The 16046-nt window shown below is 57.9% G+C and carries 13 protein-coding genes and 1 tRNA gene; 4 read left to right on the top strand and 10 right to left on the bottom strand.

Going from position 1 to position 16046, the window contains the following annotated elements; genetic code table 11:
• Window positions 1-8 precede the first annotated feature (8 nt).
• Window positions 9-758 (top strand): phosphatase PAP2 family protein, encoded by a 750-nt coding sequence (locus G6N80_RS09965; RefSeq protein ID WP_165133457.1) that lies wholly within the window; start codon window positions 9-11, stop codon window positions 756-758.
• Window positions 759-801: 43 nt separating this feature from the next.
• Window positions 802-1566: a glycosyltransferase gene (locus G6N80_RS09960; protein ID WP_062555043.1), complete on the top strand. Its 765-nt coding sequence runs from the start codon at window positions 802-804 to the stop codon at window positions 1564-1566.
• On the opposite strand, the gene deoA is transcribed toward G6N80_RS09960, so the two are convergent.
• From deoA to G6N80_RS09910, 10 genes are all read right to left on the bottom strand, one after another.
• Complete coding sequence (gene deoA / locus G6N80_RS09955) at window positions 1567-2877, bottom strand: thymidine phosphorylase (RefSeq protein WP_165133454.1); 1311 nt, start codon at window positions 2875-2877, stop codon at window positions 1567-1569.
• Window positions 2878-2883: 6 nt separating this feature from the next.
• The gene (deoC, locus tag G6N80_RS09950) at window positions 2884-3654 is read right to left on the bottom strand and encodes a deoxyribose-phosphate aldolase (RefSeq protein WP_165133451.1); all 771 of its coding nucleotides are present in this window, start codon (window positions 3652-3654) and stop codon (window positions 2884-2886) included.
• Window positions 3655-3755: 101 nt separating this feature from the next.
• Window positions 3756-4559: a purine-nucleoside phosphorylase gene (locus G6N80_RS09945; protein ID WP_165133448.1), complete on the bottom strand. Its 804-nt coding sequence runs from the start codon at window positions 4557-4559 to the stop codon at window positions 3756-3758.
• Window positions 4556-4948, bottom strand: a complete 393-nt coding sequence (locus G6N80_RS09940; RefSeq protein ID WP_062555047.1) for a cytidine deaminase — start codon at window positions 4946-4948, stop codon at window positions 4556-4558. Before G6N80_RS09940 ends, G6N80_RS09945 begins: the two co-directional genes overlap by 4 nt.
• 6 nt (window positions 4949-4954) lie before the next feature.
• A complete protein-coding gene (locus G6N80_RS09935; RefSeq protein ID WP_165133445.1) occupies window positions 4955-5926 on the bottom strand; it encodes an ABC transporter permease in 972 nt (323 codons plus the stop codon).
• 10 nt (window positions 5927-5936) lie between these two features.
• Entirely contained in the window at window positions 5937-7040 is a 1104-nt protein-coding gene (locus G6N80_RS09930) for an ABC transporter permease (protein ID WP_165133442.1), read from the bottom strand.
• A gap of 103 nt (window positions 7041-7143) precedes the next feature.
• Window positions 7144-8655 carry an ABC transporter ATP-binding protein gene (locus G6N80_RS09925; RefSeq protein WP_062555462.1) on the bottom strand — a complete coding sequence of 504 codons (1512 nt, stop codon included), beginning with the start codon at window positions 8653-8655 and terminating at the stop codon, window positions 7144-7146.
• An 82-nt stretch (window positions 8656-8737) separates the two neighbouring features.
• On the bottom strand, window positions 8738-9730 hold the full coding sequence (locus tag G6N80_RS09920; protein ID WP_062555050.1) for a BMP family lipoprotein: 993 nt from the start codon (window positions 9728-9730) through the stop codon (window positions 8738-8740).
• 241 nt (window positions 9731-9971) lie between these two features.
• The gene (msrA, locus tag G6N80_RS09915) at window positions 9972-10625 is read right to left on the bottom strand and encodes a peptide-methionine (S)-S-oxide reductase MsrA (protein WP_062555051.1); all 654 of its coding nucleotides are present in this window, start codon (window positions 10623-10625) and stop codon (window positions 9972-9974) included.
• A 78-nt stretch (window positions 10626-10703) separates the two neighbouring features.
• Window positions 10704-11018 (bottom strand): hypothetical protein, encoded by a 315-nt coding sequence (locus G6N80_RS09910; RefSeq protein ID WP_165133440.1) that lies wholly within the window; start codon window positions 11016-11018, stop codon window positions 10704-10706.
• A gap of 214 nt (window positions 11019-11232) precedes the next feature.
• Between G6N80_RS09910 and G6N80_RS09905 the strand changes: the two genes are divergently transcribed.
• Window positions 11233-11322: transfer RNA gene (locus G6N80_RS09905), tRNA-Ser, on the top strand.
• A gap of 614 nt (window positions 11323-11936) precedes the next feature.
• Window positions 11937-16043, top strand: a complete 4107-nt coding sequence (locus G6N80_RS09900) for a tail fiber protein (protein WP_165133438.1) — start codon at window positions 11937-11939, stop codon at window positions 16041-16043.
• Window positions 16044-16046 lie beyond the last annotated feature (3 nt).

Here is a 16046-nt window from a genome sequence, read left to right as displayed (position 1 = left end):
GAGTGCCTATGACGAACTTACGCTATGCCCAATCCCTGATTGATCGTCTGAAGCGCTTCGAACTCACGACTCTTGTTTTTTTCGGCATTCTGACGGGCGGTGCGCTGCTGTTTGCCATGCTGGCAGGCGAGGTTGTGGAAGGCGATACGCACGCGCTCGACGAGGCGATCCTGCTGGCGCTTCGTCGCTCAGGCGATCTGGGAGAGACGATCGGGCCCTACTGGCTGACCCATGCCGTTCAGGACATCACCAGTCTGGGCGGCGTCACGGTGCTTTCGCTGATGACCCTGCTGACAACGGCCTATCTTGTCATTTCCCGTCGCATCAGGATTGCGATCTTTACCGCCTGTTCGATCCTGGGCGGTTGGCTTGTCAGTACTGCGCTAAAAGTCATCATCGCGCGGCCTCGTCCCGATATCGTGCCGCATCTTGTCGATGTGCGGGACTTAAGCTTTCCAAGCGGTCACGCCATGCTCTCCGCGGTGACCTATCTCACGCTGGGAGCGCTTCTGGCCCGAACGCAGACGACGAGAGCGACGCGTCTCTTCATGATCGCTGCAGCGCTGTTCCTGACGCTGATTATCGGTCTCAGTCGTATCTTCCTCGGCGTGCATTATCCGACCGATGTTTTGGGCGGCTGGTGTGCGGGCGCCACCTGGGCCGTCGGTTGCGCCCTGGTGGCTCGATCTTTCGTCTCGGCAAAGCCTGAACCGCAGCGCGTACATCCAAAGATGGACGATTCCCCGGCCAATGGGTAAGGAGTGATATCGCCGATGGGGCGAAGCACTGCAGGGGTATGGCGTGAAGACCTTGATCTATCAGTTCTGGAAGGGCGAGGTTCCCGACTATGCCCGCCTGAGCCGTCGTCTGTTCCGGGACTATGCCGACCGGCATGGCGCCGACTACTTCTTCGAGGAAAACCCGACCTTCTTCACCGGCAAATATGCCGAATATTATCATGCGGTTCGTCCTGTCTGGGACCCGGATTTTCACAACTATGATCGCGTGATCTACGTTGATGCAGATGTGTTTCCCAAGGACAATGCCTCCGGTGAAATCCTGACCACCGCCGTCAACCACATCGGCATGGTAGAGGAATTGGCCCAGCCCCAGCTGCGAAAAGGCCGTAAATCGCCCATCCGCCATAGCAACGACATGCGTTGGGCAGCGTTCGGCAGCGCCTTCTTTCACGCGACGCCGCCACGCACGGCGGATCGCAGTCCCCGCGTCTTCAATTCGGGCGTCATCGCCTATACCCGGGAAGGCATGATGGCGGCATACCAGCATTTTCCTGAGATCAGAACCTATGTCATGGCGATGCGCCTCGCCATTCTTCCCCGCTTCTACAGACTGGACCAGAATTATCTCGGGATTTCCTGCTTCCGCGCCGGCATGCAGTTTACCGCGCTCGAGCAGCGCTGGAACCGCATTCTCGAGCAGGGCGATATTGGCGAGGGCTATCGGGCGAAGGAAACGAAGCCGGATACCGCCTTCGTTCACTGGCAGGTGCGCAATCGCAAGGAGATCTCCGAACGCCAGATCCTCGATCTCGTGGCCAGCGCCTGATCAGCCGATCGTCTTGAGCACCGGCGGACGTGTCAGTACCGGTACGTCCGACAGCGTGTAGAGAGAAGCGACCCGCGCCGCGACCCGGTCCGCGCTCTCCTGATCCGCCGCGTGGACATAGGCAATGGGTTCACCCTTTTCGACCCGTGTGCCAAGCGGAAGAATGCGGTCCAGCCCGACACGTGGATCGATATCGTCAGAGGCGCGCATGCGCCCACCGCCGAGTTCCACCACTGCAAGGCCAAGTCCCCGTGTGTCGCACGCGGAAAGATAACCGCTTAAGGGAGCCGTGACGGCGGTAATGAACGGTGCGCGGAACATGTGGTCCTGCGGATGCGCCACGAAATCCTGCGGCCCGCCAAGGGCATGCACCATGCGGGCGAAGGTATCGAGCGCGCGACCGGAGGAGACCGACTTGCGCGCCTTTTCGACACCGTCTTCCAGCGTTTCAGCCACCCCGCCCTGCAACAGCATCTCGGCTGCAAAGGCAAAGGTAACCGTTTCGATACGCGTACCTTGCTTTTTGCCCTGAAGAAAATCGATCGCGTGGATGACTTCCAGCGCATTGCCCGCAGCATCGGCCAATGGCTCGTTCATGTCCGTCAGCATGGCCGACGTCTTCACGCCTGCGCCGTTGGCGACCTCGACCAGCGACTGCGCCAGGGCCTCGGCATCGCCAAGTTCCTGCATGAAGGCGCCGTTGCCGAACTTCACATCGAGCACGAGGCTTTGCAGGCCTGCGGCCAGTTTCTTGGACAGGATCGAGGCGGTAATCAGTGGGATGGATTCCACTGTCGCCGTCACGTCGCGCACGGCATAGAGCCGCTTGTCGGCAGGAGCGAGATCGGCGGTCTGGCCGATGATGGCGCAGCCAATCTCCTTGATCGCCTTGCGCAGCACATCCGTGCCTGGCATGACCTGATAGCCCGGAATGCTTTGCAGCTTGTCCAGCGTGCCGCCGGTATGGCCTAGGCCACGTCCCGAAATCATCGGCACGGTCAGGCCCCAGCTGGCAACGATCGGCGCCAGCATCAGCGATACATTGTCTCCAACGCCGCCCGTCGAATGCTTGTCCACGATCGGCTTGCCGGTTTCCGACCAGTTCAGCACATCGCCGCTATCGCGCATGGCAAGCGTCAGTGCGATCACCTCGTCGCGATCCATTCCCCTGAAGAAGGTTGCCATGGCAAAAGCGGCAACCTGGCCTTCCGAAATGCTTTCGTTGGTCAGACCCTTGATGAATGCGCGGATCTGCGCCTCAGACAGCGCATGGCCGTCGCGTTTACGACGAATGATTTCCTGCGGCAGCATGATCGATCAATATCCGGTGGAGGCGCGCGGAGACGTTGAACCGCTCAGCACGGCGCTGATATCGTCCAGCAGACCGGACGCGCCGAAGCGGAAGGTAGACGGCATCAGCCAGTTGGCACCCATGATGGTTTCCGCAAGACGCAGGTAGAGATCGGCATCGGCGACAGTTGAAATGCCGCCTGCGGGCTTGAAGCCCACCTTCTTGCGGCTGTCGCGAATGGCCTGCAACATGATATCGGCTGCTTCGAGCGTTGCATTGACCTGCACCTTGCCGGTGGAGGTCTTGATGAAATCCGCACCCTCTGCGATCGCCAGCTCCGAGGCACGGCGAATAAGAGCCGCATCCTTGATTTCGCCGGTTTCCAGAATGACCTTCAGGCAAGAATTCGGGCATGCGGCGCGAACTGCGCGTACCATCTCGCTGACAGAGGCCTCGTCGCCCGCCAGAAACTTGGTGTAGGGGATCACAAGATCGATTTCATCCGCACCGTCCTCAACAGCTTGGCGCGTTTCTTCCACGACCTCTGAAACGGGCAGATTGCCGGACGGAAAATTGACCACCGTTGCGATGCGAACCGGATTGCTGGTGCCGAGGATGCCCCGCGCCTGCGCTACGAAACGGGGCCAGATGCAGATGGCGGCCGTATTTCCGTTCGGCCCTTGCGCACGCTTGCACAGTGTCTCGATGGCGGATGCATCGCAATCGTCACGCAGGTTGGTCAGATCCAGAAGCGAAAGCGCAAACGCCGCAATCTCGCGCGGGCCCAGCAATTCCATGGTGATCCCTCCCGGGTTGGTCGGAGAATGCATAATTATCCTTCAATCGATTAGACGCAACCCATGGCGGGTTCGTGAATGAATTTGAGCGAGAAGGTCGTTCAGGCAAGGCTCGGCTGGCTGAACATATCCTTCAGAATGGCGGCAAGACGTTGACCGCCTTTGGGCGCCATTTCCTTGGTCTCCTCGTGGGACAGTTCGGCACCGGTCATTCCCGCCCCGTAATTGGTGATCACCGAGCAGGCGGCAACCTTCAGGCCCACATAGCGCGCCAGAATGACTTCCGGCACCGTCGACATACCAACAGCATCGGCGCCAAGGGTACGCGCCATGCGGATTTCCGCGGGCGTCTCAAAACTTGGGCCCGAGAACCACATATAGACCCCTTGGAAAAGGGGCGTTGTCGTGCGGATGGCGGCATTGCGGATCGCGGTCGAAAGACCTTCGTCATAGGCATTGGTCATGCCAACGAAGCGCCTGTCCCCGGCGGTTCCGATCAGCGGGTTCATGCCGGAATAATTGATGTGATCCGTCATCTGCATGACGGAGCCGGGCGGCATGTCTTCGCGCACGGAGCCCGCCGAATTGGTGAGGATAAGTGATTGAACGCCAAGGCCATGCAGTACTTCGATCGGGAAGCGCATGGCTGCCGCATCGCCGTGCTCATAATAATGCGCGCGACCAGATAGCATGACGACGGGATGGTTTCCCAGCATCCCGGCCACCAGTTCACCCGCATGGCCTGTCACGCCGCTTGCCGGAAAGCCCGGCAGTTCGGCATAGGACAACCGGACCGGATCATCCATGCCGGAGACCAGCGAGCCAAGGCCTGAGCCTAGCACGATGGCATGGCGGGGCATCAGCCCGTTGAAGCGGTCGACGAGAAGGTCAATGACGGATCTCATCCGAGCATCTCGGTCTTGAACGAGAAGGGCAGCAGTTCTTCCATCGTCATGGTCTTTTGCACGCCCACCTCATCGCAGAGATAGACGCGGGTTTCCGGACCGGCGAACTCTGCAATCTTCTGGCGACAGCCGCCGCAGGGCGGGCAGAGCGCCAGCTTTTCCGCAATCACCGCCATTTCGACGATTCTGCGCCCGCCGCCCATCACCATATTGCCTATGGCGGTCGGCTCGGCGCACCAGCCCTGCGGAAAGGACAGGTTTTCGATATTCGCGCCGACATAGATCTTGCCATCATCGGCGCGGATTGCCGCGCCAACCGGAAACTTGGAATAGGGAGCGTAGGCGCGAGCCATGGCATCGCGCGCTGCTTCGAACAGGTCGTGGGACATGGAAACTCAACGCTCCTTCGTATAGGGCACGCCACCAGCCTTTGGCGGATGTGCGATGCCGATAAAGCCTGCAAGCAGGATACAGGTCAGGATATAGGGCAGTGCCTGGAAGATCTGTACCGGCACTTCACCAATGCCCGGAACCGCCTTGCCCTGCATGAAGTTGGCAAAGGCATCGAGGAAGCCAAACAGCAGGCAGGCGAACATGACAGGCACCGGCTTCCATTTGGCGAAGATCAGTGCGGCCAGCGCGATATAGCCCTTGCCCGCAGACATGTCCTTGATGAAGGCGGCGGATTGCGCGATTGCGAGATAGGCGCCGGAGAAGCCGCAGAGGAAACCGGCGACCAGCACAGCGCGATAGCGCAGCCACGTGACGGAAATACCCGCCGTATCGACAGCGCCCGGATTTTCGCCAACGGCACGCAGGCGAAGACCGAAGCGCGTGCGAAACAGCACCCACCAGGACAGCGGCACCGCCGCAAAGGCCAGATAGGTCAGGATGTTGTTGCCGGAAATCACATTCGCATAAAGCGGTCCGATAATCGGCACATCGCGCACCACATCGACGAACGGCAGGATGATCGGCGTAAAACGCCCTTCACCGGTCAGTTGCGGCGTACGTCCGCCCTGGCCGAACCAGGCCTGACCCAGAACAATGGTCAATCCGGCAGCCACGAAATTCAGCGCGACGCCGGACACGATCTGGTTGCCGCGATTGGTGATCGAGGCAAAGCCATGGATCAGCGAGAAGACCAGCGAAACACCAATGCCGCCCAGAAGCCCAAGCCAGGCATTGCCGGTGACATAGGCGACACAGGCGGAGGCGAAGGCGGCAGCCAGCATCTTGCCTTCAAGGCCGATGTCGAAAATGCCGGCGCGTTCGGAAAACAATCCGGCGAGTGCTGTAAACAGCAGTGGGATCGACAGGCGTATGGTCGAACCGAGGATGCTGACGACGATATCGAAGAAATCCATGACGTCCTCCTCAAGCCCGCTTCAAACGTTGGTAGATATGCACAAGCGCTGGCCGGAACATATATTCCAGCGCACCGGCAAACAGGATCACCAGACCCTGGATGACGACGATCATCTCACGCGTGATATTGGGCATTTCGAACGAGAGATCCGCGCCGCCCTGATAGAGAATGCCAAACAACAGCGCCGCGAAGATGATGCCGACCGGATGGCTTCGACCCATCAATGACACCGCTATGCCGACGAACCCTGCACCGCCGACGAACTCGACCTGCAGGCGCGCCGATGCTCCCATGACAGGATTGAGAGCCATCATGCCTGCAAGGCCGCCGGAAATCAGCATGGCGATGATGACCGTGCGCGAATAGGGAATGCCTGCATAGACCGCCGCCGAAGGGCTGATGCCGAGCGTGCGCATCTCGTAGCCGAGCTTCGTGCGCCAGATCAGTAGCCAGACCAGATAGCACATCACGAGCGCGATGATGAAAGAGACGTTGAACGGTGCGGGTCCGAGCTTCGCTCCGAAGAGCGCCATCAGCCAGTCCAGCTTCGGCAATTGCCCACCCGGCAGGAAGGTGCGGGTTTCCGGCGCCATCTTGCCCGGAACGATCAGCACGTTCACCAACAGATAGACCATCAGCGCCGCGCCGATGAAGTTGAACATGATGGTGGTGATGACGATATGGCTTCCGCGCTTGGCCTGCAACCAGGCGGGAATGAACGCCCAGCCCGCGCCAAAGAGTGCCGCGCCCATGATGGCGAATGGCATGGTGACATACCACGGCACATATTGATCGAGCGCAAGCGCCACGAGAGCCGCACCCAGGCCACCAATATAGGCCTGACCTTCAGACCCGATATTGAACAGGCCCGCATGAAAGGCGACCGCGACGGATAAGCCCGTGAAGATGAAGCTCGTGGTATAGAACAGCGTGAACCCGATGGCGTCTCCGCGACCGAGCGCACCTTCGATGAGCAGGCGGAGCGCCGTGAACGGATTTTCACCGATCCACCAGACCACGAGGCCGGAAATGAAGAAGGCCACAATCAGGTTGAGCAGCGGAATCAATCCGTAGTTTATCCAGTTGGGCAAGGGTACGGAGGCTGTGCTCATGGGCAGGTGGTCCTCATCGTCATGGAGACGGTGCGGGCGAACCCGATCTCCCTGCTCTCCATGCCGTCAGAATAGGGGGGGATGATGCTGTGGGCGGGAAGGGTCATGCCGCAATCCCCGCCATCATCAGGCCAAGTGTCTGTTCGTCCGCTTCCGGCGTTTTTTCGCCGACGATCCTGCCCGCGAACATGACGATGATACGGTCGGAGAGCGAGCGGATCTCGTCGAGCTCGACAGAGACAAGCAGGATGGCCTTGGAGGCATCCCGCATTTCGACGATGCGCCGGTGAATGAATTCGATGGCACCGATATCGACGCCGCGTGTCGGCTGGCCGATGATCAAGGCCTTCGGATCGCGCTCGATCTCGCGGGCAACGACGATCTTCTGCTGGTTGCCGCCGGAGAAATTGGCGGTCTTCAGCCGCGGGTTCGGCGGCCGAATGTCGTATTTCTCGATCTTCTCGACAGCTTCTGCCTGGATGGCTTTCAGGTCGAGCAGGGCGCCTTTGCCGTATTTCGGATCGCGGTGATAGCCGAGGACTGCATTTTCGTACTCCTCGAACTTCAGCACCAGACCCATGTGGTGCCGGTCTTCAGGAATATGCGCAAGCCCCAGTTCGCGCAGGCGTGCAGGGTCTGCATTGGCAATGGGCTTGCCATCGATGAGGATTTCGCCGGAGGAGGGTTTGCGGATACCTGCAATGGCCTCCAGCAATTCCGATTGGCCGTTTCCGGCAACGCCTGCAATACCGACGATCTCGCCTTCCCGCACATCGAAGGAGACGTTGTCCACCATGGTCACGCCACGGCTGTCCTTGACGGTCAGGTTCTTGACCGACAGCAGGATCTTGCCGGGATTGGCTTCGCCCTTTTCCACGCGCAGCAGCACGCGGCGACCGACCATCAGTTCCGCCAGTTCCTCCACCGTGGTCTCGGCAGTCTTGCGCGTCGCTACCATCTCGCCGCGGCGCATGACGGAAACCTCATCAGTGATTGCCATGATCTCGCGCAGCTTGTGGGTGATGAGAATGATCGTCTTGCCCTGGTCGCGCAGGACTTTGAGTACCTTGAACAGGTGGTCCGCTTCGGCAGGGGTCAGAACGCCGGTCGGTTCATCCAGGATGAGGATGTCTGCGCCGCGATAGAGAGCTTTGAGAATCTCCACGCGCTGCTGCGTTCCGACGGGCAGGTCTTCGATGACAGCATCGGGGTTGACCTTCAGGTCGTACTCGTCCTCCAGGCGCTTCAATTCCTTGCGCGCCGACGAAACGCCCTTGGCCAGCAATTGCCCGCCTTCCGCGCCCAGCATGATGTTTTCCAGAACCGTGAAGTTCTCGACCAGCATGAAATGCTGGTGCACCATCCCAATGCCGGATGCGATCGCCGTCTGGCTGTCCTTGATGCTCAAGGCCTGGCCGTTGATGCGGATCTCCCCGCTATCGGCCTGATAGAAGCCGTAGAGAATGGACATGAGTGTGGATTTACCGGCACCGTTTTCCCCGATGATGCCGTGAATTGTGCCCTTTTCCACCTTCAGGTGGATATTCTTGTTGGCATGAACAGCACCGAAACTCTTGTCGATGCCCACCAGTTCGATCGCTGGGTTATGGCTCACGCGTCTTGCCTTTCCTTTCCGGAAGCCGGACATGAAGAGGGCGTATGATGCACCGTTTGCACCATACGCCCCCTCGCGTTGATTACATCGGGCAGCTGTTGCTCGACATATAGTCGTGAACCTTGACCGTTCCCGCGATGATATCGGCCTTCGCCTTTTCGACGGCGGCCTTCATTTCAGGCGTTACCAGCTTGGCGTTGTTGTCGTCCATCGCGTAGCCGACGCCGTCTTCCTTCACGCCATTGGCCTGGATGCCGCCGGTGAACTTGTCGGAAGCGGTATCCTTGTAGGCGTTGTAGACAGCCAGATCGACGCGCTTGACCATCGAGGTCAGGACGGAACCCGGATGCAGGTGGTTCTGGTTGGAATCCACGCCGATCGAAAGCTTCTTGTTGTCAGCTGCCGTCTGCAGAACGCCGAGACCCGTTGCACCGGCTGCCGCGTAGATGACATCCGCGCCCTGGTCGATCTGGTTCTTCGTCAGTTCACCGCCGCGAACCGGGTCGTTCCATGCAGCACCGGTGGTGCCGGTCATGTTCTGGAGAACCTGGATCTTTGCATTTGCAGCCTTGGCGCCCTGGGCGTAGCCGCAGGCAAACTTGCGGATCAGCGGAATGTCCATGCCGCCGATGAAGCCGACCTTGCCGGACTTCGAAGCCAGACCCGCCATGACGCCGACGAGGTAAGAACCTTCCTCTTCCTTGAAGACGACCGAGCGAACGTTCGGCAGCTTGACGACGGAGTCAACGATCACGAACTTGGTGTTTGGAAACTCGGCAGCAACCTTCTCCATGGCCGATGTCCAGGCGAAGGACACGGCAACAACCGGGTTAAAGCCCTTGGAGGCGAAGTTGCGGATTGCCTGTTCGCCCTGCGTGTCGCTGGTCGGCTCGAAATCGCGGTAGTCGGTACCCGTTTCCTTCTTGAACTTCTCGGCGCCCTGATAGGCCGCTTCGTTGAAGGATTTGTCGAACTTGCCGCCCGTGCCGTAAACCAGCGCCGGCTTGACATCAGCGGCCAGAGCCGTGGTCGAAAGCGCGGCCAAGGCAAGAATTGAGAGAAGGGTTTTCTTCATCGTGCAGCCCTATTATTTTTAGCGTTCATCATGGGTCCCCCCGCATGCCCTGTTCGAGGCATGTCTGCGGTCGCCAGCGGTTGTCTATTATGACTGGCTAGAGCCCATCCTTGCATGGCTGCGAAGGAAATTCACCAGAAATTTTTCATCTGGTAAAAAACGCAGATATTGTTGAAGGACTGCACAAATAAAGCCGCGGAAGCGATGAATTCCGCGGCTTTCTGATCAGAATTTCGTCAGATCAACGCTCGATCGGGCAGGAAACGCCGGTGCCGCGCAGGCCGCAATATCCACCGGGATTCTTGGCCAGATATTGCTGGTGATAGTCCTCGGCATAGTAGAACTCTTCCGCCGGCTTGATTTCGGTCGTGATCTTGGACCGGTTTCCGGCATCGTTCAGGGCTTGCTGGAAACGATCCCGCGCCGCTTCAGCCGCCGCCTGCTGTTCCGGACTGGTCGTGTAGATTGCCGAACGGTAGGTCGTGCCGATATCATTGCCCTGCCGCATGCCCTGCGTCGGATCGTGCTCTTCGAAAAAGATCTTCAGCAGCTGATCGTAGGAAACCTGCGACGGATCGAACACGACTTTGACGATTTCCGTATGCCCGGTCATGCCCGTTGTCGTTTCGTGATAGGTGGGGTTCCTGGTAATCCCTCCCTGATAACCGACAGCCGTGACCCAGACGCCCGGCGTTTTCCAGAACAGACGCTCAGCGCCCCAGAAGCAGCCCATGCCAACATAGGCAATGTTCAGATGATCTGGATAAGGACCCTTGAGAGGGTTGCCGTTGACGAAGTGGTGGGTGGCGGTCGGCAGAGGGTCCGTGCGCCCCGGCAGAGCGGTGTCTGGCGTGGGCATGACCGTCTTCTTGTTGAACATGTCGATCAAAAACATCCTTGCCTCCTTGCGTGAGCCTGCTTCCGCATTCCGACAGATTCGGTGCGGAGAGGCGCTGTGCCCCCGGAATGGAGGCTAAACCAGCAATGCTTGCGGGCGCGGGCGACGGTAGCCGATCATCCAGAACAGGAGTGACAAACCGAGAAGAACGACAAAGGCCGGTTGTGCAATGATGACGGCAAGTCCGCTGCGCCAAGCTTCAGGGTGAATATAGTGTTCAACCCACTGCTTCGCTAGGGGGAGCGAATCCGGGCTTAACGCCAGCCAGTCCTGTTCGAAGCTTGTCAGGATGACTTTCGAAGATGCGACGGATACGATGGAATCAACGGTGCCGGCGGCAATTGCCCCGAGGAGAAGAAGCAGGCTTAGGAAGCGCAAAAAGAACGCCATCGGTGCTTCATCCCTCGAGCCGGACTGGATTTTCGCCAACCTATAGGTGTCTTCCGCGGATTGCAAACGCTGCATCGCAAGGCATGGATTTGAAGAGAGTTTGGGGACAGGTCACATTTCTTTCAGAATCGGGTTGATCCTTTGAAATTCATCGGTATATATCCGCCCCGACCGCTGCTTCGCACAACACCGCAAGGCAGCCCTTGGATAGCAAGGACAGGTGGCCGAGTGGTTGAAGGCGCACGCCTGGAACGCGTGTATACGTGAAAGCGTATCGAGGGTTCGAATCCCTCTCTGTCCGCCATCTTCCTTCAATTTTCAGATCGTTCCGATATCCTGCATTTGGTTTTGTCCAATACGCTTGTTGAGTTGGACAATCTCGATTTCTCGGAACTGTTGGGCGCAGTTGCAATGGTAGCATCTGCTTTTCGCTGGCTTGGTGGGTGGCGATCTGCTGACGATCTCTCTTGGGTTCCTTACCAAACAACGGTGGGTAACGATGCCGGATGCAAAGCGGCAAGCCGAATACTCCAGTGGTGCAGCCTTGGAACAGTCTGGATTCGGTTTCGGTTTTAAATGATGTGCTGATAAGGTGTGTTTTGACGCAAAGAACCCTCTTTGGTTGATTTTCCTGCAATCCTGTGATTGCCTCATATCACCCACGGTTGATGAAGTCCGAGCCTCGCGAAGCGCCATGTCTTCTCGCGAGGTGTCTCACCGAAATTGCAAACTATTGTTTCAGTTGAATTTCTTTGAAGCTTTCACAAGCGCGACCGCCGTGCAAAATGCGCGGCGCATGCGTATTAGAGAGCTATAACATTCCGGTGCATTCCTTGCGAACTTGTTGCGCACTCGTAATGTCCGCGCCCGAGGGTGGCTGTTTCATGCGGCCGGGTTCAGCCAAGGGGATGCGCGACCATGACGATTTCCAACTATCAAGATAGTTTTGTTGTTCGCCAGACCGTCGTGAATAATTCCAGTATTCCAAGCGCAAGCAGTGCCAGCGCCCACGGTTTCACAGGTCAGGTGCGAACCTTCCTCGTTGGAGAGAGCGGAATCTGGACGCCAATGGACGCGGATGGCCGCACCCTGAAAATAGCAGATAATCAAGACCTGTTTCGTGTGTTGGGAACCACCTATGGCGGCAATGGAGCGACCGTTTTCAAGGCGCCCGATTTGGGTGGCCGGGTTATCATTGGTGCCAAGCCGACGGATCTGGGGGCTACCAGCGGTGTCGGGAACCTGACACTCGAACAGAAGAACCTGCCAGCTGCCTGGGGCGGTTCATCTGTTCCCATTGATAACAAGCAGCCTTCCATGGGGCTGCTTCCGCTCATTCGTACATCCGGCGGCGACGATGCAAACGGTGATTTTGTTGGCGCTATTACCTTCAGTGCCACAAACACCAGCCCGATAAATTACCTCGTTGCAGACGGCAGGACTGTTTCCAAGTTTGAATACCGAGAGCTCTTCGATCTTATCGGATATCGCTATGGAGGAGCCGGCGACAAGTTTGCGCTACCCAATCTGATTGGCAAAACCGTCATCGGTGCTGGCAGATGGTACGAGGATGATGATGTAGATTTCGCGCTGGGCAGGGTCTCCGGCGCCTCCGCATCAATCCTCACCGAGAACGCGAATCCCCTCAACCCGAGAATGATTACACAATCTATTGATAATAATCAGGAATCTATCGCGCTTTACTACCTCATTAACGTCAGCGGCAACTATCCCCAAGGAAATTTCCCAGCCCTTCAATCCTCTCCTCTTGGCGAGGTGATGATCTTCGCCGGACCGCAATCAAAAATACCCGCAGGCTGGATGATTGCGAATGCTGGCATTCTTGATGAAGATACTGCTCCGCTGCTAGCCGAGTTGTACGGCGGCACTATGAACTATCCACGTGGCCTTACCCTTCCGGACTTTACTGGCAAGGTGCTGGTCGATAACCAGCCGACATCAAACACGATGTGGCAGGACGTTGGGGATAGATTTGGCGCTAATCAAATGCATGTTCCGCGCCAAGATGTTCCGGCGGTCAACTTCACGGGTTCCGATGCCGGCGAGCGTGCATTGGGCAGCCAGTTTGACGATGTAATGCGCGGCAAGGGAGGCGACGACAACCTCTTTGGCGATCGGGGTAACGATCTGCTGATCGGTGGCAAAGGGGCTGACGTGCTGGACGGAAGTGCTGGCACCGATACTGCCTCCTACGAGGATGCTGAGGCTGGCGTTACTGCAAATCTGGCGAAGAGTTCTGACAATACGAGCGATGCTGCGGGGGATACTTATTTCAGTATCGAGAACCTGAAAGGTTCGGACTTCGATGATGTCCTGACCGGTGATGGCGGCGACAACGAGATCAATGGCGGGAAGGGGAATGATCGTCTGAATGGCGGCGGTGGCAAGGACAGGCTGACAGGCGGCGATGGGGCAGATGTCTTTGTCGTCGACCAGGGAGTTGTCACGATCACCGACTTCAATCCGCTTGTTGATAAGCTATACAGCCAGAATTTCGCTTCCATAGACAGTTTGGCCAAACTTCGCGCGCTGGAGGTGTCGACGAATGGCCCGGACACAGTCCTGGAATTTGCCAACAATACGCGGATCATACTTACGGGCGTTGCGCCGGGCACTTTGGTTCTGAACAATTTGCAAGGCATACAGCCGCCGGAGCCGACGCTGACGCTCAAGACGGATCTTGGCGATGCTCAAGGCATCAGCAATGACGGTGTCGTCAATGTTGGTGGGCTTAGGGAGAATGCCCGCTTCGAGTTCAGCACCAATGGCGGCAAAGACTGGCAGACCGGAAGCGGAACCGGCTTCGTCGTGGCAGATGGCAACTATCAGCCAAATATGATTGTCGTGCGTCAGATCTCTGTCGATGGCATTCCCAGTCAAGCAGCCAGCTATACCAAGCAGTTGATTGTCGATACGGTTGCCCCCAGCATCGTGGAAATTGCGCGGGTCACTCCTGCGACGTCTATAACCAATGCCGATCAACTGTCTTTCCGTGTTTCCTTCTCTGAAAGTGTCGATCTGACCAAGGGCAATGTGGCGGTTATAGGCTCCACAGCAACGGTGCAAAGCGTAGTGAAGGATGGCAACAGTGCCGTTGTCACCGTGGCGGGTGGCGATCTGGCCGGTCTCAACGGAGAGGTCAGCCTCAAGATCTCGAACGTTCGTGATATCGCCGGGAATTCTGCCACTGGCCAGGTGTCGGGTAACAACCAGAGCTATGTGCTTGATAACACGCGGCCTACCTTCGTCGCGCTGAAGCAGCCAGCAAACGGCAGCTATCATGCGGGTGACAAGCTGACATTTTCTCTCACCGCCAGCGAGGTCGTCAATGTATCCATAGACAGCGGCAAACCAAAGCTGCTGCTCATTGGTGAAAATGACGCAAAGATTACCGCCGAATACGTGTCTGGCAGTGGCACCACTACGCTGACATTCGAGGCGGTGCTGCCCGCGGGGTTCAACGCACGTTCGGGCCTTGCTCTCGATAAAAACCTCAGTGTGGTGGATACCAATATCCGGGATGCTGCGGGTAATGATGTTCAGGTCTCAATCCCCTCAATTGCGGCGAACACCTCGATTCTGGTCGGTGTCAACCGTCCGCCAATCCTTGTAGGAACGCTTTCTGCTAACGTCGATGAGGGCAAGACGGTTATCCTGACTGAAAACCAGCTTGGCTTCAGCGATCCGGAAGATGGCGCCGCCGATATTACCTACACCGTATCGAGCCTTGCCAATGGTATTCTGCTGGTGAAGAACAAGGCCGCGACGAGCTTCACGCCTGCTGATTTAAAGGCCGGTGACGTTTCCTTCCGGCATGATGGATCTGAAACGACCAAGGCGTCCTTTTCTGTTTCCGTCGAGGACCTGAACGGGGATAATTCCGTGCCGATAGCCTCGACGTTCCAGCTTGCAGTCGCACCCGTCAATACCACGCCCAGCCTGGCGCTTCCTTCCGCGCAATCCCTCGGCGCTGGTGAGAGTCTCGCGTTCAAGGCGAAGTCCGCGATTGCCGTTGCAGATCCTGATGCCGGCAGTGCCACCCTCACCATCAAGGTTGAAACCGAAGATGGCAACCTCAAGCTGGCTGACAAGCTTTCCGGCGTTCAAGTGCAAGGCGCTGTGGCTGGCGATAAGGCACTCATTCTTTCAGGCAGCCTGACAGATCTCAATGCCGCGCTTGAGACATTGAGCTTTACGCCCACAAGCGGATTTACGGGAAAGGCAAATATCAAGATCAGCGTGGATGATGGCGGAAATACCGGCGCTGGAGGTGCGCTCACTGCTGCCGGTACGGTGGTGGTTGATGTTGCCAAGCCGCCTGTTGTTGTGCCGCCGTCTACTGATACGGCCGTGACGCCACCTGTCGTGACACCACCGGTTGTCACTCCGCCGGTCAGCCCGACACCCGGAAGCGGCGGCACGCTTGCCAATGATACGATCGAGATCAAGCCCGGTAGCTCCAAGATGGATGCTGGCGGCGGATTTGATGTTGGTGTCATCACCCAATCCCGCAACGATTTTACGGTCAAGGTGAAGGACGGCGTGGTCACTCTCAGTGGACCCTATGAGGTCCAACTATCGAATTTCGAACGTATTAAATTCAGCGATGGAACGTTGGCGCTGGACTCGGACGGCAATGCCGGCATGCTGATGCGGCTCTACAAAGCTGCTTTCGGTCGACAGCCGGAACCGGGTGGCGCTGGCTTCTGGATCAACAAGCTGGATGGTGGCACGGCTGATCTGCCACAACTCATATCCCAGTTTTTCCACTCACCGGAATTTGCCGCACGGTTCGGCACAAAGCGTGATACCGGCAGCTACGTGGATGCACTTTATACCAATGTTCTGGGGCGCAGCGGGGACAAGGCTGGAGCCGCATTCTGGATCGATGCACTGAACAATGGGACCTTCAGTCAGGAGAAGGTTCTGTTGATGTTTGCAGAAAGTGCCGAGAACAAGACCGCTCAGGTGGGCGCGATGGCCGACGGGCTCTGGTATGTCTAGTCA

This window comes from Rhizobium rhizoryzae (genome assembly GCF_011046895.1).
GTDB lineage: Bacteria > Pseudomonadota > Alphaproteobacteria > Rhizobiales > Rhizobiaceae > Neorhizobium > Neorhizobium rhizoryzae.
Note: the sequence above shows the minus strand (reverse complement) of the source record. Positions and strands in the feature narration are given on the sequence as shown.

Bases quoted from the DNA above. Each gene is read 5' to 3' on its own strand.
- G6N80_RS09965 (WP_165133457.1), top strand. From the start codon at position 9: ATGACGAACTTACGCTATGCCCAATCCCTGATTGATCGTCTGAAGCGC.
- deoA (WP_165133454.1), bottom strand. From the start codon at position 2,877: ATGCTGCCGCAGGAAATCATTCGTCGTAAACGCGACGGCCATGCGCTG.
- deoC (WP_165133451.1), bottom strand. From the start codon at position 3,654: ATGGAATTGCTGGGCCCGCGCGAGATTGCGGCGTTTGCGCTTTCGCTT.
- G6N80_RS09945 (WP_165133448.1), bottom strand. From the start codon at position 4,559: ATGAGATCCGTCATTGACCTTCTCGTCGACCGCTTCAACGGGCTGATG.
- G6N80_RS09940 (WP_062555047.1), bottom strand. From the start codon at position 4,948: ATGTCCCACGACCTGTTCGAAGCAGCGCGCGATGCCATGGCTCGCGCC.
- G6N80_RS09935 (WP_165133445.1), bottom strand. From the start codon at position 5,926: ATGGATTTCTTCGATATCGTCGTCAGCATCCTCGGTTCGACCATACGC.
- G6N80_RS09930 (WP_165133442.1), bottom strand. From the start codon at position 7,040: ATGAGCACAGCCTCCGTACCCTTGCCCAACTGGATAAACTACGGATTG.
- G6N80_RS09920 (WP_062555050.1), bottom strand. From the start codon at position 9,730: ATGAAGAAAACCCTTCTCTCAATTCTTGCCTTGGCCGCGCTTTCGACC.
- msrA (WP_062555051.1), bottom strand. From the start codon at position 10,625: ATGTTTTTGATCGACATGTTCAACAAGAAGACGGTCATGCCCACGCCA.
- G6N80_RS09910 (WP_165133440.1), bottom strand. From the start codon at position 11,018: ATGGCGTTCTTTTTGCGCTTCCTAAGCCTGCTTCTTCTCCTCGGGGCA.
- G6N80_RS09900 (WP_165133438.1), top strand. From the start codon at position 11,937: ATGACGATTTCCAACTATCAAGATAGTTTTGTTGTTCGCCAGACCGTC.